Source organism: Pseudomonas typographi, assembly GCF_014694385.1.
Lineage (GTDB): Bacteria > Pseudomonadota > Gammaproteobacteria > Pseudomonadales > Pseudomonadaceae > Aquipseudomonas > Aquipseudomonas typographi.
The window spans coordinates 1-21,013 of the sequence record NZ_JAAOCA010000054.1; the positions used below are offsets into that span (position 1 = coordinate 1).

A 21,013-nucleotide genomic window follows, 5' to 3' on the forward strand; every position below is an offset into this window, starting at 1 on the left:
AATCGAGCCCGGCTGAAGGCCGGGCTTGTAGGGGCATCACACGAGGCTTATTTAAGACGCATTGTTCAAGCTGCGATCAGCGCCGTCTTGAGCCACGGTGTTAAGGCTGCGATCGGCACCGTCTTGGGCCATGGTGTTGAGGCTGCGATCAGCACCGTCTTGGGCCACGCTGTTGAGGCTGCGATCGGCGCCGTCTTGAGCCACGCTGTTGAGGCTGCGATCAGCGCCATCTTGGGCCACGCTGTTGAGGCTGCGATCAGCACCGTCTTGAGCCACGCTGTTGAGGCTGCGATCAGCGCCATCATGAGCCACGCTGTTAAGGCTGCGATCGGCGCCGTCTTGAGCCACGCTGTTGAGGCTGCGATCGGCGCCGTCTTGCGCAATCAGCGCAGCGGTTTTCATATCTACCTGGGCGCTGTCGTGGGACAGGCTACGCGCTTGGGCGGCCTGGAAGCTAAGGCTACTGGCGGCAAGGATCGATAAGGTCAAAGCAAGTACTTGGCGTTTCATGATGGGTTGCTCCGTAATAGGGCTAAAAACTATCTACGCAGCTAATATTACGCCTGGTATTTCGATAGAAAAGTCGATAGGCACAATGGTAACAATCAACCAAATTGATGGTTGGCTTAATGCCTGGATAAACAGTGGCTAAGCGATGCTAGAAATGCCCTGTTACAGGGAGCGACAGCCATTTTTGCACCGTGGTCGCGCGAACAGCTTGGCGAAGGCGCTATACGGCCCCACGCCGCTCGAACCCAAGCGTTGGGTTGGCGTCCTAATCCATAGGCGGCTGTACAAAGGTTGTACGCCCCCTTCGATCGTAAGCCAACGGGAAGAACGGCATGACGCGCTCTCGCAAAATCCTGGCCTGGACCTTGGCCATCCTGGTATTGCTCATCGCTGCGGCGGTGGTGTTTATTGCAACCTTCGACTGGAACCGCATCAAGCCCACACTCAACCAAAAAGTATCCGAGGCGCTGCATAGGCCGTTTGCAATCAACGGTAACCTGGCCGTGCACTGGGCGCGGGAGCCGGACGAAGGCGGTTGGCGTGCGTGGGTGCCGTGGCCGCGTGTGGTGGCCGAAGACATCACGCTGGGCAACCCGGCCTGGGCACAATCACCGCAAATGGCCGCCCTCAAGCGCGTCGAATTTCGCTTGGCGCCGTTGCCTTTGCTTGCCCAGCACGTGAGCATCACCCGTATCGACCTGAACGAGCCCAGCGCGGACCTGTTTCGCCTCAAAGACGGGCGTAACAACTGGACGTTCGACCTCGACGCCAAAGACCCCAACGCACCGCCCTCGAAATGGGTGCTCGATATTGGCGCGATCAAGTTCGACAAGGGCCACGTAACCTTCAACGACCAAACGCTGAATACCGACGCCGACGTGTTGATCGACCCCCTCGGCAAGCCGATCCCGTTCAACGCGTTGGCCGGCAATACCCAAGCGGCCAAGCAAGTGAACGAACACGGTGCCACCGCCCAGGACTACGCCTTCGCCTTCAAGGTCACGGGCCACTACAAAGGCATGCCGCTGGATGGCGATGGCAAGATCGGTGGATTGCTCGCCCTGCAGGATGCCAAGCAGCCATTCCCCGTGCAGGCGCGGGTCAGCATCGCCAAGACCGACGCCCAGGTGGTTGGCACCCTGACCGACCCCCGCAATCTCGGTGCGCTGGACCTACAACTGAAGCTCTCTGGTAGCAGCCTGGGCAACCTTTACCCGTTAACCGGCGTAACCTTGCCCGACACCCCGCCCTACGCCACCGATGGGCACCTGATCGCCAAGCTGCAAGACCCAGCAGGGGCGGCCTTTCGCTATGAAGGCTTCAACGGCAAGATCGGCGACAGCGACATCCATGGCGATTTGGCCTTCGTGGCCGGCAAGCCGCGGCCCAAGCTGAGCGGCAAGTTGGTGTCGAACCAGCTTCTATTCACCGATTTGGCGCCACTGGTGGGCGCGGATTCCAACCAGGAGCAAAAAGCCCGCGGCAGTGCGAGCCAGCAGCCGCCAGGCAAGGTGCTGCCGGTAGAAGCATTCCGTACCGACCGCTGGCGGGCCATGGACGCCGATGTGGAGTTCACCGGGCAGCGCATCGTCAAGAGCGAGAAGTTACCGTTCACCGACTTGTACACCCATGTGGTGCTCGACGACGGCCGCCTGAGCTTTCAACCGCTGAGTTTCGGCGTGGCCGGTGGCAAGCTCGACACCCGCGCTACGCTCAACGGCCAAGCCACGCCACTGCAAGCGCACGTGCAGCTTTCGGCGCGGGGCTTTCAGCTTAAGCAGCTGTTCCCCGACTTCGCACCGATGCGCACCAGCTTAGGCCAGCTCAATGGCGATGCCGATATCACCGCGGCCGGCAACTCCGTGGCCGCATTGCTGGGCGACGCCAACGGCAGCGTGAAGATGCTGGTCAATGACGGCGTGGTCAGCCGCGACCTGATGGAAATCGCCGGTTTGAACGTGGGTAATTACCTGGTCGGCACCCTGTTTGGCGACAAAGAGGTGCGAATCAACTGCGCCGCCGCCGACCTTGGCATCAAGGATGGCTTGGCCAGTACCAACCTGTTCGTGTTCGACACCGAGAACGCCATCATCTATGTAGACGGCAACGCTAACTTCAAAACCGAGCAACTGGACATGAAGATCACCCCCGAGTCGAAGGGGTTTCGTATTATTTCGCTGCGCTCGCCGCTGTATGTGCACGGCCCGTTCGCCAACCCGTCCGCCGGCGTACAGGCGGTACCGCTGCTACTGCGGGGTGCCGGGATGGTTGCATTGGGCGCCGTGGTAGCACCGGCTGCTGGCTTGCTGGCATTGGTCGCGCCCAGTGGCGATGCGCCGAACCAATGCACACCGCTATTGCAGCAAATGAAAGCGGGGAAAGTGCCGAAGACCGTGAAACCGTGACGACTACGGGCGCTTCAATAAACAGGCACGAAAAAGCCAGGGCAAGGTGCCCTGGCTTTCAAGGGTGGCTGGCAGGCCGGGGCAGGCAAGTTCTTCGTAGATATCGGCCATATCATCGGCATGCTCTTCTTCCTGGGCGAGGATATCTTCGAAGATGCGCCGTGTGGTTGGGTCGTGGTCACCGATGTATTGGATGATTTCGCGGTAGGTATCGATGGCGATGCGCTCGGCAACGAGGTCTTCGTAAACCATTTCCTTAAGCGTATTGCCGGCCTTGTATTCGGCATGGGACATCTTCGACAGCAGGTCGGGGTTGAATTCCGGCTCGCCGCCCAGTTGCACGATGCGCTCGGCCAGCCGGTCGGCATGCTCGGCCTCCTGGGTCGCGTGCTCAAGGAATTCATCGGCGGCAATGCTGGCCTTCAGGCCGTTGGCCATGAAGTAATGGCGCTTGTAGCGCAGTGTGCACACCAGTTCTGTTGCCAGCGACTCGTTGAGCAGGCGCAAGACCTCTTCGCGATCCGCTTGGTAGCCTTCGGTCACCGCGCCCTGGTCTACATGTTGGCGCGCGCGTTCGCGCAAGACGTGCTTATCGGTTAATTGAACGTTGAGCATGGTTATCTCCAGGCTAGCGGATAGATCACGGTAGCTGTCCCGCTCTGTAATGGCGCGATCAGTAAACATGGGAGTGGCCGCTGGGTTGAAAAGTTTTATTGTAAAAAACCCGGCCGCCGGATGCGTTGGTGTTACGCCTGGCGGCAACCGGCTCAGCCCGCTGCGTTTTCATTACCCTTGCGCTGTTCGCAGGTCATGAAGCCTTTCGTCGCCACATGGCCTGAGGGGTCAAAGCTTACGTAGTACGGTTGCTGGCGCCCGTCGCGGTTGAGGATGTAGTTGTTGCACGTGCCATCCGGCGAGCCTGCGGTGCCGGCCACTATCGTCGAGGGTGGGCCGGCGAGGGCGGTGACTTGTTGCATGGTCATGCCGGTTTCTACCTGCTTGACCAGGGGCTCATCGCGGTACGTTACGAAATCCACCGGGTTCTGCGGTGTGGTGTGGCAGCCGGCCAGCAAGGCGGCGGCACACAGTGCGGTTAAGGAATGTTTATACATGGCAACTCCTTGGAGGTGGCCATTGGTGGCCCTGTATCTTTTCAGAGGGGCCGGCGGCTACAGAGTTCGAAGTTTTCCCTCGAACAAAATGTTTGTAAGCAGGTATGTCTAAACTCTCCTAGGGCCTGCTAAACGAGCGGGCATCTTGGGAGACTTATCATGAAAAAACGGCATGTACCCATCTGGCTGTTGTGTTGCTGCCTGGCCGCCCCAGCGATCGCGGTGACTGCCCAACAAGAACGGATGAAAACGTGTAACAGCGAGGCCACGGCGAAAACCCTGAAGGGCGATGAGAGGAAAACCTTCATGAGCACCTGCTTGAAAGGTGGAACGGCCGCAGCGCCCACTCAGCAGGAGAAGATGAAAACCTGTAATGCTAAAGCCAGTGGCGACAGCCTAAAGGGGGATGCACGCCAGCGTTTCATGAGTACCTGCTTGAAGAAATAAGCGACCGTTGCGCATCGCCTGTTAGGAACCCACTGGCCGAGTGCGCGCAAGGCTGGCAGACTGCCTCTCCCCTCATGCCGTTGCCGAGGCCGTATGCCAACCTTTACACAGCGCCACGTCCTGATCGCCAGTTGGGTCATCGTCATGGGCGGGCTGTTGTTAGTTTTGCCGCTGCGCCTGTTACCCAGCCTAATGGCCGGTTTGCTGGTGTTCGAACTGGTCAACATGCTTACCCCGCCGTTGCAGCGGCTGATCGCCGGGCCGCGTGCACGCTGGGTGGCGGTAGCGTTGTTGGGAACGCTGATCGTCAGTGTGCTGGCGCTGCTGTTCGCTGGGGCAATCAGTTTTTTGTTGCACGAGGTAGAAAACCCCGGCGCTTCACTCGACAAATTCATGACCGTGGTCGACCGCGCCCGTGGGCAGTTGCCGCCGGCCGTAGACGCCTATTTACCTGCCAGCGCCGCGGAGTTTCGCACCGCGATTGGTGCCTGGGGCAGCAAGCACCTGTCGGACCTGCAATTGATCGGCCGCGATGCCGCCCACACCTTCGTGACGTTGCTGATCGGCATGGTGCTGGGGGCGATCATCGCCCTGCAGCAGGTTCCTGCGCAGCACATGCGCCGGCCGCTGGCTTCGGCGCTGTTCGACCGCCTGAGCCTAGTGGTCACGGCGTTTCGAAACATTGTGTTCGCGCAAATCAAGATTTCCGCGCTGAACACCTTGTTCACCGGCATCTTCCTGGGGGTGGTGTTGCCCTTGGTCGGCATCAAACTGCCGCTGACCAAGACCCTGATCATGTTGACCTTTCTACTGGGCTTGCTGCCGGTGATTGGCAACCTGATATCGAATGCGTTGATCACCATCGTTGGGTTGTCGATTTCTATCTGGGTCGCGTTGGCCGCGCTGGGTTATCTGATTTTGATCCACAAGGTCGAATACTTTCTCAACGCCCGTATCGTCGGCGGGCAGATCCGCGCCAGATCCTGGGAGTTGCTGTTGGCGATGCTGATATTCGAGGCGGCGTTCGGCTTGCCGGGGGTGGTGGCGGGGCCGGTGTATTACGCCTACCTGAAAAGCGAACTGCGTGAGGCGGGTTTGGTATAGCACCGGCGCGGCGCCGTCGCGGTCAGGTCAACACTGCCTCGTCCGGCGGCCCCGCCATTGTAGAGGGCCCAACGGCTGTGGTCACCCGTACCTACGCCGCGCCTCGATCGCCAGCCCGCTGCCGATGCTGCCGAAATTGTCACCTTCTACGTGGCGGGCGTTGGGTAACAGCGCGGCCACACTATGGCGTAGCGCTGGGATGCTGCTGGAGCCCCCGGTAAAAAACACCGTATCGACCTGGGCGGGTTGGACGCCAGCACTGCCCAATAGCTCGCCGACGCTGGCCCGAATTCGCTCGAGCAGGCCGCCAATGGCGCCTTCGAACAATGCGCGGGTGAGCGCTACACTCAGCCCCGGTTCGATGCGGCTCAGGTCGAGCTCCCGGGTGAGCTGTTCGGTCAGTTCGATTTTGCTGGCCTCCACTTCCATCGCCAGCCAGTGGCCAGCCCGTTGTTCGATCAGCTTGAACAGGCGGTCGATGCCCACGGTGTCTTCGATGTCGTAACGCAGGCTGGCCAAGGCTAACTGGGTTTTTTGCGCGTACACCGCGTTGATGGTGTGCCAGGTGGCCAGGTTCAGGTGATAGCTGGTAGGCATCAGCGCCTGGCTTTTCATGCGGCTGCCGTAGCCGAACAGCGGCATCACACCTTGAATGTTCAGGTGTTTGTCGAAGTCCGTACCGCCGATGTGCACGCCGCCAGTGGCCAAGATGTCGGCCTGGCGGTCATCATTGAGGTGGCGTTCGGGTGCCAGGCGAATCAGCGAGAAGTCCGAGGTGCCGCCGCCGATATCGACGACCAGCACCAATTCTTCACCCTGGATACCCGCCTCGTAGTCGTAGGCGGCGGCGATAGGCTCGAACTGGAACGACACTTCCTTGAACCCGACCTTGTGCGCCACCGCCGCGAGGGTGTCCTCGGCCTCTTGGTCGGCGGCGCTATCCTCGTCGACAAAGTGCACCGGCCGGCCCAGCACCACCTGCTCGAAGCTACGGCCGGCGCTGGCTTCGGCGCGTTTTTTCAGCTCGCCGATAAACAGTGCCAACAAATCTTTGAAGGGCATGGCCGTGCCGAGCACGCTGGTGTCGTGCTTGATCAGCTTGGAGCCGAGCAAACTTTTGAGCGAGCGCATTAGCCGGCCTTCGTAGCCTTCGAGGTATTCCTGCAGGGCCAGGCGGCCATACACTGGGCGCCGCTCTTCGGCGTTGAAGAACACCACGGAGGGGAGCGTGATCTTGCCCTCCTCAAGAGGCAACAATGTGGGGGCGCCGGGCCGTTGCCAGCCGGCGGTGGAGTTGGACGTGCCGAAGTCGATGCCGCAGGCGCGGGCCGGGGTGCCGTGCTTCATGGTGCTGCCCTTGCAGAAAACGGCCGCGCAGTTTATGCCAGTGCGGCACCCAAGCGAAGGCCGGGTGTCCGTTATTTCACCGGGGGTTGCCTTGAAAGATCGCCAGCCACCCCAATCTTGAGAGCAACGATCCGGCGTACCCTCTTGCCTTCGCCCATGGTTTCGACCCACGGCGTGGGGCGTCCTGTGCGCCTTCAACTGTTTAAGGTGGTGATCCGCGTATGGATTTCAAAGACTATTACACCGTGCTTGGCGTAGCACCGACGGCCACGGAGAAGGAAATCAAGGCCGCCTATCGCAAGCTGGCCGCTAAGTACCACCCGGATAAAAACAAGGCCGCCGGCGCCGAAGACAAGTTCAAGGAAGCGTCCGAAGCCTATGAAGTGCTGGGCGACCCGGCCAAACGTGTCGAATACGATGAAATCCGCCAATACGGCGGCCGCCAGCCATTCCAGGCACCACCGGGTTGGGAAGGGCGGCCGGGGGCGAGTTTCGAGGCCGAGGGCGGTGATTTCGGTGACATTTTCAGCAGCCTGTTTGGCAACCAGCGCGGTGCTGGCAGCCCCTTCGGCAGCGGTCGCGGGCCCTCGCGCAGTGCTGCGCGCGACGGCCAGGATGTGGAGTTGAACCTGCCGGTGTTTCTCGAAGAGGCGTTATCTGACGAGCCCAAACAGGTGAGCTTCAAGGTGCCGCAGTACAACGCCGCCGGGCAGCGCACCGGCGACGTGACGAAAACACTCAAGGTGAAAATCCCCGCCGGCGTTAGCGACGGCGAGCGCATCCGCCTGAAGGGCCAAGGCGCGCCCGGCGTGGCCGGGGGGGCGGCCGGTGATTTGTTCATCATCGTTAACCTGGCGCCGCACCCCTTGTTCAAGGTCGAAGGTGTCGACTTGGTGTGCGAAGTACCAGTGGCACCCTGGGAGTTGGCGCTGGGGGCCAAGGTCGAAGTGCCTACGCTGACCGGCAAGCTCAGCCTCAGCGTGCGCCCTGGCAGCCACAATGGGCAACGCCTGCGGGCCAAGGGCCAGGGCTTGCGCGCCAAAGGCGGCGGGCGCGGTGACCTGTTGGTGCAACTGAAGGTGGTGATGCCGCCGGCCAGCGAAGCCAGCCTTGAGTTGTGGCAGAAGCTCGCCGAAACCTCGAAGTTCGACCCGCGGGCGGGCTGGCCGCGGTAGTGGGCACGCCACCAGACGGTGGCGCCGGGGTGAACCGTCCGGGGTTTACAGCCGCCGGTCGAAGCCGGCGGGTGCACCCGGCTAAGCCCACCGGCTTTTTCGGCTCAAGTGGCTACCGGCCACCCGATAATGTTGCCAGTTCTTATTTGGCCTGCGCTTCGGCAACCTACGGGCTCTGTTATCAGTGAAAGGAGCCATGGTATGGACAAGGTCAACCTGCAGGAATTCTTGGAAGCGGAGATCAAGCGGGCTAACGCGGTCACTAAAGAAGGCGACCGAAAAGCGATGGCGCAAGGCAGGCTATCGGTACTGGAAGCGATCCTCCGTGTTGTCGATAAAGGCACCCGGCCCAACGCCCCGCAAGACTTGGGTGTGGCGGAGGCTATCAATGACCTGCTGCAGGCGATAAGGCTGATCAAGCCGCATCAGACTTTCTGGAGGCTCGGCCCTGAAGCGTCGGGCCAGGCCGAGGCTTCAAAATAGAAAATACCGCTGCGCCAGCGGCAGTTCATCGGCCGGTTCGCACCAGAGCAACACCCCGTCGGCCTTCACCTGGTAGGTTTGCGGGTCTACGTCGATGTTTGGCAGGTAGCCGTTGTGGATCAAGTCGGTTTTTTGCACCGTGCGGCAACCCTTGACCACGCCGATGCGTTTTTTCAGGCCCAATTGCTCGGGCACGCCGGCATCCAGCGCCGCTTGGCTGATGAAGGTCAGGCTGGTGGCATGGCGGCTACCGCCGAAGCTTGCGAACATCGGCCGGTAGTGCACCGGTTGTGGGGTGGGAATAGACGCGTTGGCATCACCCATCAGGCTGGCGGCAATCGCCCCGCCCTTGAGGATCAGCGTGGGCTTGACGCCGAAGAACGCCGGGCGCCAGAGCACCAGATCGGCCCACTTACCTACTTCGACCGAGCCCACCTCATGGCTGATACCATGGGTGATGGCCGGGTTGATGGTGTACTTGGCGATGTAGCGCTTGATGCGAAAGTTGTCGTTGCCCGCCGCGTCTTCGGCTAGCGGGCCGCGTTGCTTTTTCATTTTGTCGGCGGTTTGCCAGGTGCGCGTGATCACCTCGCCTACCCGGCCCATGGCTTGGCTGTCGGAGCTGATCATGGCGAAGGCGCCCAGGTCGTGAAGGATGTCCTCGGCGGCGATCGTCTCGCGGCGGATACGGCTTTCGGCGAAGGCCACATCTTCGGCGATGCTCGGGTCCAGGTGATGGCAAACCATGAGCATGTCCAAGTGCTCATCGATGGTGTTACGGGTGAACGGCCGGGTCGGGTTGGTGGAGCTGGGCAGCACGTTGGCAAAGCCGCAGGCCTTGATGATGTCGGGGGCATGGCCGCCACCGGCGCCTTCGGTGTGGTAAGTGTGGATGGTGCGGCCCTTGAAGGCGCCCAGGGTGGTTTCCACGAACCCTGACTCGTTCAAGGTGTCGGTGTGGATGGCCACCTGTACGTCGTACTGGTCGGCTACCGCCAGGCAGTTGTCGATCGCCGCCGGGGTGGTGCCCCAGTCTTCGTGCAGCTTCAGGCCGATGGCGCCGGCCTTGACCTGCTCGATCAGCGGTTCGGGTAGGCTGGCGTTGCCCTTGCCGGTAAAGCCGATGTTCATCGCGAAAGCATCGGCCGCCTGCAGCATGCGCGCCATGTGCCACGGGCCCGGGGTGCAGGTGGTGGCGTTGGTGCCGGTGGCAGGGCCGGTGCCGCCACCGATCATCGTGGTCACGCCGCTCATCAAGGCTTCTTCGATCTGCTGCGGGCAGATGAAGTGAATGTGCGTGTCGATGCCGCCAGCGGTGAGGATCATGCCTTCGCCGGCGATCACTTCGGTGCTGGCGCCGATAGCGATGGTCACGTCGGGTTGGATATCGGGGTTGCCGGCCTTGCCGATGGCGTGCACGCGGCCGCCCTTCAGGCCCACATCGGCCTTGACGATGCCCCAATGGTCGATGATCAGCGCATTGGTGATCAGGGTGTCGACCACCTCGGCGGCCAGCAGTTGGCTTTGGCCCATGCCGTCGCGGATCACCTTGCCGCCGCCGAATTTCACTTCCTCACCATAGGTGGTGAAGTCCTTCTCTACCTCGATCCACAGGTCTGTGTCTGCCAGGCGCACCTTGTCGCCGACGGTGGGGCCGAACATGTCGGCGTAGGCCTGTTTACTGATCTTCATCCTCATTCCTCGGATTCTGGCTGCCAACTGCCAGCCTCAAGCGTTTGCGCGTGGTGTGTGTAGTGTGCGGCGTGCAATGTGCGGCCTGGGACGCCTGGCGTACGACGCCCGACTAAAGCTCACCCATGACCCGCCCGGCGAACCCGAATACCCGGCGCAGCCCGGCCAGTTCCACCAGCTCGACCTCGCGGCTTTGCCCAGGCTCGAAGCGCACGGCGGTGCCGGCGGGGATGTTCAGGCGCATGCCTCGGGCGGCGGCACGGTCGAACGCCAGGGCATCGTTGGTTTCGAAAAAGTGATAATGCGAGCCTACCTGGATCGGCCGGTCGCCGCGGTTGGCCACGCTCAGGGCCTGGGTGCGGCGGCCGCTGTTCAGTTCAATCTCGCCGGGTTGGATGTCGTATTGGCCGGGAATCATGGGCGGGGTCCTTGTAAGGTCTTGTAGTAAAGGGCAGTGGGGCGGTACGTGCCATCGGGCGAGCAGGCGTAGTCCGGAATGCGCCCGGCGAGTTGGTAAGCCATGCTCTGGTAGAACACCTCGGCCGGCGAACCGGATTCCGTGTCGAGGTACAGCAGCCCCCGTTGCATCTGGCGCGCGGCCGTTTCCAGCGCTGCCATCAGTTGGGTGCCCAGGCCGTGGCGTTGGCTGTCGCTACGCACTAGCAGCTTCTGCACCTCGGCGCGGTTCAAGCCGTTCGGCTTCTGGCACAGCGAAAGCTGCACACTGGCCAACACCTGCTCACCGTTGACCACCACCCACAGCAAGCGGCTGCCATCGCCGAGTTCGGTTTGCACGCTGTCGAAGTATTCAGCCGCCTCGCTGGCCGCCAACGAGGCCAAAAAACCAACGGACGCACCCTGGCGAACTGCATCGAGCAACAGTTCGACCAGGCCGCTTCGATAATGGGCGAAGCTTTCCACGGTGACGCGGCGCAACTGCGCTGAGTTCATTGCCTTACTCCGACGGGGGTGGGGCACCTGGGTTGAGGACCAACTGCATGAAGGTCAGGTCTAGCCAACGGCCAAACTTGATGCCCACCTGCGGCATTTGCCCGGTGGTGGCGAAGCCCAGGCGCTGGTGTAGGGTGATCGATGCGCTGTTGGCGCTTTCGATGGCTGCCACCATCACATGCTTGCCGCCGCGGCGCGCACGCTCGATAAGCGCGCGCATTAATAAACCCCCGAGCCCCTTACCGCGTTGGCGAGGGTGGATGTACACCGAATGCTCCACGCTGTAGCGAAAACCATCGAACGGCCGCCAGTCGCCGTATGATGCGTAGCCGAGCACCTGCCCGCCCGCATCGACCGCGACCAGGATCGGATAACCCTGGGCCTGGCGGCCCTGGAACCAAGCCAGGCGATTGGCCAAATCCACCTGCTTTTCGTTCCAGATCGCGTTGGTATTGCGCACTGCGTCGTTGTAGATCTCCCGGATGGTGGGCAGGTCCGTTTCCAGTGCCTGGCGCACGGCAATGCTCATAGGCACCTCATGCGATGGGCTGGTGAACGGTCACCAGTTTGGTGCCGTCGGGGAAGGTGGCTTCTACCTGGATTTCCGGGATCATCTCCGGGATGCCTTCCATTACCTGTTCACGGGTAAGCAGCGTGGTGCCGTAATGCATCAGTTGAGCAACGGTTTGGCCATCGCGCGCAGCTTCCAAGAGGGCCGCGCTGATGTAGGCCATCGCCTCCGGGTAGTTCAGCTTCAAGCCCCGGGCCAGCCGGCGCTCGGCGACCAGGCCGGCAGTGAAGATCAACAGCTTGTCTTTTTCGCGAGGTGAAAGGTCCATTGGGTTTCCGTAACGGTCGTGAATTCAGGTATTCCAAATGCGCGGTGGCAGCGCCTCGCGGCCGAGCAGCGCCGGGCGCAACACGCGCCACACCGATATCAGCCAGTCGCGCGCCTGCAGCGCTTCACGGGCCAGGCAGCGGGCGACCACCAGCCCAGGCAACTGCGTGAGGTCGCCGCGGCCCCGGCATGGCAAAGCACGGCATTGCGCCAGCCAGCCGGGTTCGGCAGTGCCGGTAATCAGCAAGGTGCCGAACACAGGGTAACCGCAAAGGCCTACCGGCGAGCCTAGCAGGCCGTCGTTGCCCAGGATGCGTTGGCGTTCGTGCCAAATCAATTCGCCGTTGCGGCGCACATCCAGGCGTGCCTGAAAATACCCACGCTCGAATGCTTCAGCACTGGCGGGGCGGCCCAGCGCCACCACGTCCCAGTAGCATAGGCGGGCATCGCCTTGCAGGTCGATGGTGGTGGCCAATTGTGCCTGTGCGCCGCTGTACACGATGGTTTCCTGCGGTAGCCATTCCAGGGTAGCGCCGGGCTCGGCTCGCAGGGCCAGGGTTTGCGAGGCAGGGCTGGCGGCCCGGTACCATTTGGCAGCCCCTGGGCTGGTCAACTGCGCCCAGGCGCCAGCCTGCGCGGTGGCGCTGATGGCCAGGCGGTCGCCGCCGGCAATGCCCGCCGGCGGGTGCACCACGATGTGCTGGCAGACCTCGGGGCCCTCGGCGTACAGGTGCTTCTGCACGCGCAAAGGGCCCAGGTGGCGGCGCAGTACAGGCCGGGTATGCTCGCCGAAACGGCCATAAGCCAGGTCCAGCGATGCTTGCCAGGCAAATATGGGGGCTTGCGGTGTGGCGCTTGCCACAACTTGGCTCATATCGTCACCAGCCCGCGTACCCCTTCGCTTTGCATGTTCTCGCCACGCCCTTGCTGAATGATTTCGCCACGGGACATCACCAAATACTGGTCCGCCAACTCCTCGGCAAAGTCGTAAAATTGCTCTACCAGGAGGATGGCCATGTCACCGCGGGCGGCCAGCTTTTTGATGACCACGCCGATTTCCTTGATCACCGACGGCTGGATGCCTTCGGTGGGCTCATCCAGAATCAGTAACCGTGGCTGGCTGGCCAGGGCACGGCCGATCGCCAATTGCTGCTGTTGGCCACCGGAAAGGTCGCCGCCGCGGCGGTGTTTCATTTCTTGCAGCACCGGGAACAGCTCGTAGATGAACGCCGGAACCGCCTTGGCCTGGCGTGCGGGAAAGCGAGACAACCCCATCAGTAGGTTTTCTTCCACGCTCAAGCGGCCGAATATCTCGCGCCCCTGCGGCACGTAGGCGATGCCGGCCTGTACCCGTTGGTGGGTCTTGAAGCCGGTGATGGTTTTGCCTTCCCAGCTCACTTGGCCCTGTTTGGCCGGCAGCAGGCCCATCAGGCAGCGCAGCAAGGTGGTCTTGCCCACACCGTTGCGCCCGAGCAGGCAGGTCACCTCACCGACTTTGGCGTCGAACGACAAGCCACGCAAAATGTGGCTACCGCCGTAGTACTGGTGAAGTTCAGTGACTTGGAGCATGTGACGTCCTCGCAACGGTCAGCCTCAAGCGGCAAGCTTCAGGCTGCTAGAAAAGCTAAACGGTAAACCTTGGCAGGCGGCCGGCCGCTTGCAGGCCTTGGGACGCATCAGCGCCCCAGGTAAACCTCGATCACCCGCTCATTAGCCTGCACCGCTTCCAGCGAACCCTCCGCCAGTACCGTACCCTGGTGCAGCACGGTCACGTGGTCGGCGATGCTGCCTACAAACCCCATATCGTGCTCAACCACCATCAGCGAATGCTGGCCGGCCAGGGTCTTGAACAGTTCGGCGGTGAATTCGGTTTCGGCGTCGGTCATGCCCGCCACGGGTTCGTCGAGCAGCAGTAATTGCGGGTCTTGCACCAGTAGCATGCCGATTTCCAGAAACTGCTTCTGCCCATGGGACAACAGCCCCGCCGGGCGGCTGGCCGAAGCGGTGAGGCGGATGGTGTCCAGGGTATGCTCGATCCGGCTTTTTTGCTCTCCGGTAAGCTTTGCACCCAGGCTAGCCCACACTGATTTATTGGTTTTTTGTGCAAGCTCAAGGTTTTCGAAAACCGTGAGCGCTTCGAACACCGTGGGCTTTTGGAACTTGCGGCCGATGCCGGCCTGGGCGATCTGCACCTCGGACAGCCGGGTAAGGTCGAGGGTTTCGCCGAACCACGCCTTGCCGGTCGTGGGGCGGGTCTTACCGGTGATCACGTCCATCAGTGTGGTTTTGCCGGCGCCGTTTGGGCCGATGATGCAGCGCAACTCGCCGACGCCGATGTACAGGTTAAGGTTGTTCAGCGCCTTGAAGCCGTCGAAGCTGACGCTGATGTCTTCCAGGGTGAGGATGGTGCCGTGGCGGGTGTCGAGCCCGCCGTGGGCACGGCTGCCCAGGCCCACCGCATCGCGGCTGGCGCCTTCGCCGGCAGCGGGGTCGAAAGCGGGTTCGAGCATGAACGCGCCGTTAGCGGGTAACTTCATGCGTCACCTCGTTTTTTCAACAGGCCGATCACGCCCTTGGGCAGGTACAGCGTGACCACGATGAACAAGGCCCCCAGAAAGAACAGCCAGTATTCAGGAAAGGCCACGGTGAACCAGCTTTTCATACCGTTGACAACGCCCGCTCCCAGCAGTGGGCCAACCAAACTACCGCGCCCACCCAAGGCCACCCACACCGCCGCCTCGATCGAGTTGGTCGGCGACATTTCGCTCGGGTTGATGATACCGACCTGGGGCACGTACAGGGCCCCGGCCAGGCCGCACAATACCGCGCTGAGCACCCAAATGAACAGCTTATAGCCGCGCGGGTCGTAGCCGCAGAACATCAGGCGATTTTCCGCGTCGCGCAGCGCGGTAAGCACGCGCCCGAACTTGCTGCGTGCCAGCCGCCAACCCAGGTAAAGGCTGGCCGCCAGCAGCGCCACGGTGAGCAGGAACAGCACCGCGCGGGTGCCTGGCGAAGTGATGCTGAAACCCAGGATGCTGTGGAAGTTGGTGAAGCCGTTATTGCCACCGAAGCCGGTTTCGTTGCGAAAGAACAGCAACATGCCGGCGAACGTCAGTGCCTGGGTCATGATCGAAAAATACACGCCTTTGATTCGCGAGCGAAAGGCGAAGAAACCGAACACCAGGGCCAGCAGCCCTGGCGCCAGCACCACCAGGCACAACGCCCAGGCAAAGTGCTGGGTGCCGTACCAATACCAGGGCAACTCGCTCCACGAGAGGAACGTCATGAATGCGGGCAAGCCATCGCCGGAGGCTTCGCGCATCAAGTACATGCCCATGGCATAGCCGCCTAGGGCGAAGAACAGGCCGTGGCCGAGCGATAGCATTCCGGCATAGCCCCACACCAAATCCAGCGCCAGGGCAACGATGGCGTAGCAAAGGATTTTGCCCACCAGGGTCAGCGTATAGGCCGACACTTGCAGCGGGTTGCTTTCTGGCAGCAGCGACAGCAGCGCCATGCTGACCAACAGCACGGCAACGACCACGCCGATGGCGATGGCCAACGGTGTGCCGGCCTTGTGCGCGGCAGTGACCATCAAGGGCTGGTTCATCAGTCGATCACCCGTCCTTTCAGTGCGAAGAGGCCCTGCGGCCGCTTCTGGATGAACAAAATGATCAGCGCCAGGATAAGGATTTTGCCCAGCACGGCGCCGATCTGCGGTTCGAGGATTTTATTGGCGATCCCCAGCCCAGCCGCGGCGGACACGCTGCCGGCCAGTTGGCCGACGCCGCCGAGCACCACCACCAGGAACGAGTCGATGATGTAGCTTTGGCCCAATTCGGGCCCCACGTTACCGATCTGGCTCAGGGCCACCCCGCCAAGCCCGGCGATGCCGGAGCCCAGGCCGAAGGCAAGCATGTCGATGCGCCCGGTGGGCACCCCGCAGCAAGCGGCCATGTTGCGATTCTGGGTCACTGCGCGCACGTTCAGCCCCAGCCGGGTTTTGTTCAGCAGCAACCAGGTGAGTACCACCACGAACAGCGCAAAGCCGATGATGACCACCCGGTTCCACGGCAGCACCAGGTTGGGCAGCACCTGCAGGCCACCGGACAACCACGCGGGGTTGGCCACTTCGACGTTCTGCGCACCGAAAATCAACCGCACGGCCTGGATCAGCATCAGGCTGATGCCCCAGGTGGCCAGCAGCGTCTCTAGCGGGCGGCCGTACAGGTGCCTGATAATGGTTCGTTCCAGCGCCATGCCAATCGCGGCGGTGACGAAGAACGCCACCGGCAGCGCCACCAGCGGGTACCAGGCCAACGCCTCGGGGGCCAAGCGCTGAAAGCCGACTTGTACCACATAGGTGGCATACGCACCCAGCATGAGCATCTCGCCATGGGCCATGTTGATCACACCCAGCAGGCCGAAGGTGATCGCCAGGCCCAGGGCGGCGAGCAACAGGATCGAACCCAGCGAAAGGCCGCTGAAGGCCTGGCCGAGCAGGTCCCCCACCATCAGTTTGCGCTTCACCTGTACCAAGCTCGTTTGCGCAGCGGTGCGCACGCTGGCATCGGTTTCAGCATCGGCTGCCAGCACCGACTCCAGGCGGGCCTGGGCGCTGGGGTCGCCGGTTTCGCCGAGCAGGCGCACCGCGTGCAGCCGCACTTGCGGGGCGGGGTCGGTCAATTGTAGGTTGGCCAGGGCCAAGGCCAGCGCGGCCTTGACCGCGCTGGCCGGTTCGCCTTGGAATTGCTGCTCTAGCGCCGGTATCTGGCCCGGCAACGCCGAACGTTGCAGCTGCTGGGCTGCAGCCAAGCGCACGGCGGTATCGGTACTTAGCATTTGTTGCGCCGCCAGGGCGTTGATCACCAGGCCGCGCAAGCGATTGTTCAGGCGCAGTTTGCGCACCTCGCCGGTGGCGGGTGTGTCGGCATCGGCGGCAACCATGTTGCCATCGGTTTCAATATAGGGGTGTTTGCTGTCGTCATAGCCTACCCGGCCGTCTTGCAGGGCCTGCAGCAACGGCAAACGCTGATCACTGGGCTGGGCTGCCCAGGTTTCCAGCAGTTTCGCTTGGCCAGCGGCGTCGGCGGCGGTGAACTCACCCGCATCGCTGGCGTGCGCCAGCAGTGGTAGCAGCGTAAAAAAAGGCAGTAGCAGTCGAAAAAAAACCATGGCCTGGCATCCCCGAAGTGCCGGGGGCTAGGCCCCCGGCGGTGGTGCGGTAAGGATCAGTTGCTCTTGACCGGGTGGTCGGGCTTGCTGTCGTTGCCTGGAATGTACGGGCTCCAGGGTTGCGCGCGGATCGGCTCCTTGGTTTGCCACACAACGTTGAATTGGCCGTCGTCTTGGATTTCACCGATCATCACCGGTTTGTGCAGGTGGTGGTTGGTGGTGTCCATGGTCAGGGTAAAGCCCGAAGGCGCGGCGAAGGTTTGCCCGGCCATGGCCTCACGTACTTTGTCTACGTCGAACGATTTGGCCTTGCTGGCCGCTTGTGCCCACATATGGATGCCCACGTAGGTCGCTTCCATCGGGTCGTTGGTGACCGCGGTATTGGCGTTGGGCAGGTTGTGCGCCTTGGCATAGGCTTTCCAATCGGCCACGAACTTAGTGTTGACCGGGTTATCCACCGACTCGAAGTAGTTCCAGGCGGCCAGGTTACCCACCAGCGGCTTGGTGTCGATGCCGCGCAGTTCTTCTTCACCCACCGAGAAGGCGACTACCGGTACGTCGGTGGCTTTCAGGCCCTGGTTGGCCAACTCTTTATAGAACGGCACGTTCGAGTCACCGTTCACGGTGGAAACCACTGCGGTTTTGCCGCCAGCGGAGAACTTCTTGATGTTGGCGACGATGGTCTGGTAGTCGCTGTGGCCGAACGGGGTGTAGACCTCTTCGATGTCTTTGTCTTGCACCCCTTTCGAATGCAGGAAGGCGCGCAGGATCTTGTTGGTGGTGCGCGGGTACACATAGTCGGTACCTAGCAGGAAGAAACGCTTGGCGCTGCCGCCTTCTTCGCTCATCAGGTACTCCACCGCCGGGATGGCTTGCTGGTTCGGTGCGGCGCCGGTGTAGAACACGTTCGGCGACATTTCTTCGCCTTCGTATTGCACCGGGTAGAACAGCAGCCCGTTGAGTTCTTCGAACACCGGCAGCACCGATTTACGCGACACCGACGTCCAGCAACCGAACACCACCGCGACCTTGTCTTGGGTCAGCAATTGCCGGGCTTTTTCGGCGAACAGCGGCCAGTTCGACGCCGGGTCGACCACCACCGGTTCCAATTGCTTACCGTTCACGCCACCGGCCTTGTTGATTTCGTCGATGGTCATCAGGGCCATGTCTTTAAGGGACGTTTCGGAAATCGCCATGGTCCCGGACAGCGAATGCAAGATGCCAACCTTGATGGTTTCGGCGGCCTGGGCGGTCCAGGACAGCCCCATTGCGGCGATTGAGGCCGAGAGGGTAAAAGCCTTGAGCAAACGGCGGCGCTTCATGTGCTATCTCTCCAACGGGTGCGTTTGTGGTTATTGGCAGGGCGTGGCTACCCAGTGCTTTAGCAAGCCGTGTGCCGTAACCGTGCAAGCCGCTCTAGCGCTAGAGTTGACGGGGTGGTCAGAATGCGAAATGCCCCAAACTGGGGCGTTGCCGAAGGCATGGTGCGGCGGCGTGCACGGGTAAGGGGCAGCCTTAATAGGCGCCAGGCGCGCCGTCGCACACCGCAGGTGCAGCCTGCAACTTTGCTAAAAGGCCATATCCATTTTGGTCCATAACGTTCGCCCCGGCTCGCGGGTGGCTTGGGGGTCACTGGCGGGGTAGCCGAAGCCTGCGTTGCCCGCCAGGTTCAGGTGTTCTGCGTAGCGCTTGTCGAAGAGGTTATCCAGGCCGGTACTAACGGTCACGTGCTCAGTGACCCGGTAGGTGCCGTTAAGGCTGAACACGCCGAAGCCTGCACTGCGCTGGTAATCCCGGCCCACCACATTGCCGGCGTTGCGGTCGATACGGTGTTGCGCGCTGGCTAGCCGCCACAGCGCGCCGGCGCTCCAGGTTTCGCGCTGGTAGGTAAGCCCCAGCCGGGTATCGAGCGGGGGCTGCTGCGGCAGCGGCGTGCCATCGCGGGTATTCTTGCCCCAGGCGTAGGCGAGGGTCGCATCAGCTTTTAGGTGCCCGCCCAAGCGGTACGCCGCACCGAATTCGCCGCCCAAAATACGCGCGTCGATATGGCGTACGGCGCAAGCACCCCCGGTGTAATCGAAGAGAATGTAATCGCGCACCAGGCCGGCATAGCCCGACGCCCACACCTCCAGCCGCTTGCCTTGATAGTGCACGCCGGTGTCCAACTGGGTGGTTTTCTCAGGCTTGAGGGCGGCGAACGCATTCGCCGAACCATTAGGCCCGCTTTTGGGTGAAAACAGCTCCCAATAGTCAGGGAAGCGCTGCACATGGCCAACCCCCGCGTAGACCGTGGCGTTTGGCAGCTCGTGCTCCCAACGGACGAAGCCGCTGGGCAGCGTGCGGGTGCGGCGTTGGTTGGGGGTGGGGTTGGCCGTTGCCGCCATGCCGGCACCGAGGGTTTGGCGAAAATCCCGGGCTTGCGCGCGGTCTACACGGGCCCCGGCCACCCACCGGGTGCTCTCGTCGGCAAACCAGGTGAGCTCGTTGAACACGCCGTAATCGGTGAAGCTTGCGTCTTTGGCCCGTGGTAACTGCCGCTAGGCGCCTTCGCCCATGGCGCTGCGCTTGCGATGCTCGTTGGCCTGGGCGTCGAGGCCGCTGACCAGTTCCCAGTCGCTCCATTGCCAGGTTGCCTTCAGCCGGGCGCCCAGGGTGCGGCGGTCTGGGTTGCTGGCCATGGCCATTGCCGGGGGGCGGCGCAGGCTGTAGTTGTCCATCAGGTGGTCGGCGTAGTTGTAATACAGCCGCGCCTCAACGGCGGCCAGCGCGCCGCCGAGGTTATACCGCTCGAACCGCAGGCCAAGCGTTTCGCGGCGAAACTGCGCGCCGTCCATGCCGCGCCCGGCATAGCGTGCCAGGCCATCGCCCTTGCCAACGGTCAGCGCCAGCAAGGTGTCGGTATCTGGGGTAAAGCCTGCGGCCACCTCACCGTTCCATTTGTACCAGCGCGACGGCACGTGGCCGCCGTGGCCTGCCCGGTAGTCATCGCTTTGCGAGGTGTTGCCGGTAAAGCGTAGGTAGCCCCGCGCGCCGCCCGCGGCGGCGTCCAAGGTTTTGTCCAAGCGCCCCCTGGAGCCCGCCAACACACTGGCCTGCACACGGCTGCCGAGGGTGCCGAAGCGTTCCGGCTCGCGCTCGAACAGCACGGTGCCGGCCGATGCGCCCGGGCCCCATTGCACGCTTTGCGGGCCTTTGATCACGGTGAGGCGGTCGTAGGTTTGCGGCGAGATGTACGAGGTGGGCGCATCCATGCGCCCGGGGCAGGCACCGAGGATCTGGCCACCGTTGGTGAGGATGTTCAGCCGCGAACCGAACAGGCCGCGCAGCACGGGGTCGCCGTTGCTGCCGCCGTTGCGGATGGCGGCGAAGCCCGGAATCGTTTTCAGGTAATCCGCGCCATCGCTGGCCGGCACTGGTTGGCGTGGTGCCTTGGGGTCGGCCTCTACCGTGAGCGGCGAGCTCGGTGCCACGGCGGTGATCACCGTAGGGTGCAGCATGTGTTCATCGGTGTGGTGGGGGTTGCCGAGGGCCTGGGCAAAGGGAGGCAGCAGCGCGCCGCAAAGCAGGATGCTGGTTGAAGAGGCAGCCGTGTAGCGAGACATGTTTTATCCCGTTTCGAAGGTTTCAGGCGCATGCGCACACGCCCCGGTGATGGCGGGCGCTGGGCAGTGGCATGGTTTGGGCGGTCAGGCAGCCTTCGAAGGGGGCGCGCGGGTCAGTGCGCCGGGGAACTGCGCCAGCCGTAGGTACCCGCGCCGTAGGGTGGCGGGC

The 21,013-nt window shown here is 62.4% G+C and carries 19 protein-coding genes and 2 pseudogenes; 5 read left to right on the forward strand and 16 right to left on the reverse strand.

Annotated features, from left to right (window positions below):
* Window positions 1-51: 51 nt before the first annotated feature.
* Entirely contained in the window at window positions 52-510 is a 459-nt protein-coding gene (locus tag HAQ05_RS26010) for a hypothetical protein (protein WP_190426706.1), read from the reverse strand.
* Window positions 511-842: 332 nt separating this feature from the next.
* Between HAQ05_RS26010 and HAQ05_RS26015 the strand changes: the two genes are divergently transcribed.
* Complete coding sequence (locus HAQ05_RS26015; RefSeq protein ID WP_190426708.1) at window positions 843-2,915, forward strand: AsmA family protein; 2,073 nt, start codon at window positions 843-845, stop codon at window positions 2,913-2,915.
* An 87-nt stretch (window positions 2,916-3,002) separates the two neighbouring features.
* On the opposite strand, the pseudogene HAQ05_RS26020 reads toward HAQ05_RS26015, so the two are convergent.
* Window positions 3,003-3,530: pseudogene (locus tag HAQ05_RS26020) on the reverse strand (ferritin-like domain-containing protein); the annotation flags it as partial.
* 152 nt (window positions 3,531-3,682) lie between these two features.
* Window positions 3,683-4,027 (reverse strand): osmotically-inducible lipoprotein OsmE, encoded by a 345-nt coding sequence (gene osmE, locus HAQ05_RS26025; RefSeq protein ID WP_190426713.1) that lies wholly within the window; start codon window positions 4,025-4,027, stop codon window positions 3,683-3,685.
* Between the two features lie 159 nt (window positions 4,028-4,186).
* Between osmE and HAQ05_RS26030 the strand changes: the two genes are divergently transcribed.
* Window positions 4,187-4,474 (forward strand): PsiF family protein, encoded by a 288-nt coding sequence (locus tag HAQ05_RS26030; protein ID WP_190426715.1) that lies wholly within the window; start codon window positions 4,187-4,189, stop codon window positions 4,472-4,474.
* Window positions 4,475-4,567: 93 nt separating this feature from the next.
* Window positions 4,568-5,578 carry an AI-2E family transporter gene (locus HAQ05_RS26035; protein WP_190426717.1) on the forward strand — a complete coding sequence of 337 codons (1,011 nt, stop codon included), beginning with the start codon at window positions 4,568-4,570 and terminating at the stop codon, window positions 5,576-5,578.
* 81 nt (window positions 5,579-5,659) lie between these two features.
* On the opposite strand, the gene HAQ05_RS26040 is transcribed toward HAQ05_RS26035, so the two are convergent.
* On the reverse strand, window positions 5,660-6,925 hold the full coding sequence (locus HAQ05_RS26040) for an Hsp70 family protein (protein ID WP_190426719.1): 1,266 nt from the start codon (window positions 6,923-6,925) through the stop codon (window positions 5,660-5,662).
* Window positions 6,926-7,146: 221 nt separating this feature from the next.
* On the opposite strand from HAQ05_RS26040, the gene HAQ05_RS26045 reads away from it, so the two are divergent.
* Window positions 7,147-8,100, forward strand: coding sequence for a DnaJ C-terminal domain-containing protein (locus tag HAQ05_RS26045; RefSeq protein ID WP_190426731.1), 954 nt, complete (start codon window positions 7,147-7,149; stop codon window positions 8,098-8,100).
* 201 nt (window positions 8,101-8,301) lie between these two features.
* Window positions 8,302-8,583: a hypothetical protein gene (locus tag HAQ05_RS26050; RefSeq protein WP_190426734.1), complete on the forward strand. Its 282-nt coding sequence runs from the start codon at window positions 8,302-8,304 to the stop codon at window positions 8,581-8,583.
* Here the strand turns inward: HAQ05_RS26050 and ureC are convergent.
* The 12 genes and pseudogenes from ureC to HAQ05_RS26110 all read right to left on the reverse strand — a co-directional run bounded on the left by ureC (window position 8,575) and on the right by HAQ05_RS26110 (window position 20,844).
* The gene (ureC, locus tag HAQ05_RS26055; RefSeq protein ID WP_190426737.1) at window positions 8,575-10,275 is read right to left on the reverse strand and encodes an urease subunit alpha; all 1,701 of its coding nucleotides are present in this window, start codon (window positions 10,273-10,275) and stop codon (window positions 8,575-8,577) included. The two genes, HAQ05_RS26050 and ureC, sit on opposite strands and share 9 nt — an antisense overlap.
* 112 nt (window positions 10,276-10,387) lie before the next feature.
* Window positions 10,388-10,693: an urease subunit beta gene (locus HAQ05_RS26060; RefSeq protein WP_190426752.1), complete on the reverse strand. Its 306-nt coding sequence runs from the start codon at window positions 10,691-10,693 to the stop codon at window positions 10,388-10,390.
* The gene (locus tag HAQ05_RS26065) at window positions 10,690-11,226 is read right to left on the reverse strand and encodes a GNAT family N-acetyltransferase (RefSeq protein ID WP_190426755.1); all 537 of its coding nucleotides are present in this window, start codon (window positions 11,224-11,226) and stop codon (window positions 10,690-10,692) included. Before HAQ05_RS26065 ends, HAQ05_RS26060 begins: the two co-directional genes overlap by 4 nt.
* A 4-nt stretch (window positions 11,227-11,230) precedes the next feature.
* Window positions 11,231-11,755, reverse strand: coding sequence for a GNAT family N-acetyltransferase (locus HAQ05_RS26070; RefSeq protein ID WP_190426758.1), 525 nt, complete (start codon window positions 11,753-11,755; stop codon window positions 11,231-11,233).
* Between the two features lie 7 nt (window positions 11,756-11,762).
* Complete coding sequence (locus tag HAQ05_RS26075) at window positions 11,763-12,065, reverse strand: urease subunit gamma (RefSeq protein WP_190426760.1); 303 nt, start codon at window positions 12,063-12,065, stop codon at window positions 11,763-11,765.
* A 24-nt stretch (window positions 12,066-12,089) separates the two neighbouring features.
* Entirely contained in the window at window positions 12,090-12,938 is an 849-nt protein-coding gene (locus HAQ05_RS26080) for an urease accessory protein UreD (protein WP_190426761.1), read from the reverse strand.
* Window positions 12,935-13,633 (reverse strand): urea ABC transporter ATP-binding subunit UrtE, encoded by a 699-nt coding sequence (urtE, locus tag HAQ05_RS26085; RefSeq protein WP_190426762.1) that lies wholly within the window; start codon window positions 13,631-13,633, stop codon window positions 12,935-12,937. Before urtE ends, HAQ05_RS26080 begins: the two co-directional genes overlap by 4 nt.
* A gap of 107 nt (window positions 13,634-13,740) precedes the next feature.
* Entirely contained in the window at window positions 13,741-14,601 is an 861-nt protein-coding gene (gene urtD / locus HAQ05_RS26090; RefSeq protein ID WP_190426763.1) for an urea ABC transporter ATP-binding protein UrtD, read from the reverse strand.
* Window positions 14,598-15,677 carry an urea ABC transporter permease subunit UrtC gene (urtC, locus tag HAQ05_RS26095; RefSeq protein ID WP_190426764.1) on the reverse strand — a complete coding sequence of 360 codons (1,080 nt, stop codon included), beginning with the start codon at window positions 15,675-15,677 and terminating at the stop codon, window positions 14,598-14,600. Before urtC ends, urtD begins: the two co-directional genes overlap by 4 nt.
* The gene (gene urtB, locus HAQ05_RS26100) at window positions 15,677-17,242 is read right to left on the reverse strand and encodes an urea ABC transporter permease subunit UrtB (RefSeq protein WP_190426766.1); all 1,566 of its coding nucleotides are present in this window, start codon (window positions 17,240-17,242) and stop codon (window positions 15,677-15,679) included. Before urtB ends, urtC begins: the two co-directional genes overlap by 1 nt.
* A gap of 56 nt (window positions 17,243-17,298) precedes the next feature.
* Window positions 17,299-18,564, reverse strand: a complete 1,266-nt coding sequence (urtA, locus tag HAQ05_RS26105) for an urea ABC transporter substrate-binding protein (protein WP_190426768.1) — start codon at window positions 18,562-18,564, stop codon at window positions 17,299-17,301.
* A gap of 246 nt (window positions 18,565-18,810) precedes the next feature.
* Window positions 18,811-20,844 (reverse strand): annotated as a pseudogene (locus tag HAQ05_RS26110) (TonB-dependent copper receptor).
* Between the last annotated feature and the right edge of the window lie 169 nt (window positions 20,845-21,013).

Bases quoted from the DNA above. Each gene is read 5' to 3' on its own strand.
- urtA (WP_190426768.1), bottom strand. From the start codon at position 18,564: ATGAAGCGCCGCCGTTTGCTCAAGGCTTTTACCCTCTCGGCCTCAATC.
- osmE (WP_190426713.1), bottom strand. From the start codon at position 4,027: ATGTATAAACATTCCTTAACCGCACTGTGTGCCGCCGCCTTGCTGGCC.
- urtB (WP_190426766.1), bottom strand. From the start codon at position 17,242: ATGGTTTTTTTTCGACTGCTACTGCCTTTTTTTACGCTGCTACCACTG.
- HAQ05_RS26070 (WP_190426758.1), bottom strand. From the start codon at position 11,755: ATGAGCATTGCCGTGCGCCAGGCACTGGAAACGGACCTGCCCACCATC.
- HAQ05_RS26030 (WP_190426715.1), top strand. From the start codon at position 4,187: ATGAAAAAACGGCATGTACCCATCTGGCTGTTGTGTTGCTGCCTGGCC.
- ureC (WP_190426737.1), bottom strand. From the start codon at position 10,275: ATGAAGATCAGTAAACAGGCCTACGCCGACATGTTCGGCCCCACCGTC.
- urtD (WP_190426763.1), bottom strand. From the start codon at position 14,601: ATGAAGTTACCCGCTAACGGCGCGTTCATGCTCGAACCCGCTTTCGAC.
- urtE (WP_190426762.1), bottom strand. From the start codon at position 13,633: ATGCTCCAAGTCACTGAACTTCACCAGTACTACGGCGGTAGCCACATT.
- HAQ05_RS26045 (WP_190426731.1), top strand. From the start codon at position 7,147: ATGGATTTCAAAGACTATTACACCGTGCTTGGCGTAGCACCGACGGCC.
- HAQ05_RS26075 (WP_190426760.1), bottom strand. From the start codon at position 12,065: ATGGACCTTTCACCTCGCGAAAAAGACAAGCTGTTGATCTTCACTGCC.
- HAQ05_RS26015 (WP_190426708.1), top strand. From the start codon at position 843: ATGACGCGCTCTCGCAAAATCCTGGCCTGGACCTTGGCCATCCTGGTA.
- HAQ05_RS26065 (WP_190426755.1), bottom strand. From the start codon at position 11,226: ATGAACTCAGCGCAGTTGCGCCGCGTCACCGTGGAAAGCTTCGCCCAT.
- HAQ05_RS26040 (WP_190426719.1), bottom strand. From the start codon at position 6,925: ATGAAGCACGGCACCCCGGCCCGCGCCTGCGGCATCGACTTCGGCACG.
- HAQ05_RS26035 (WP_190426717.1), top strand. From the start codon at position 4,568: ATGCCAACCTTTACACAGCGCCACGTCCTGATCGCCAGTTGGGTCATC.
- HAQ05_RS26050 (WP_190426734.1), top strand. From the start codon at position 8,302: ATGGACAAGGTCAACCTGCAGGAATTCTTGGAAGCGGAGATCAAGCGG.
- urtC (WP_190426764.1), bottom strand. From the start codon at position 15,677: ATGAACCAGCCCTTGATGGTCACTGCCGCGCACAAGGCCGGCACACCG.
- HAQ05_RS26010 (WP_190426706.1), bottom strand. From the start codon at position 510: ATGAAACGCCAAGTACTTGCTTTGACCTTATCGATCCTTGCCGCCAGT.
- HAQ05_RS26060 (WP_190426752.1), bottom strand. From the start codon at position 10,693: ATGATTCCCGGCCAATACGACATCCAACCCGGCGAGATTGAACTGAAC.
- HAQ05_RS26080 (WP_190426761.1), bottom strand. From the start codon at position 12,938: ATGAGCCAAGTTGTGGCAAGCGCCACACCGCAAGCCCCCATATTTGCC.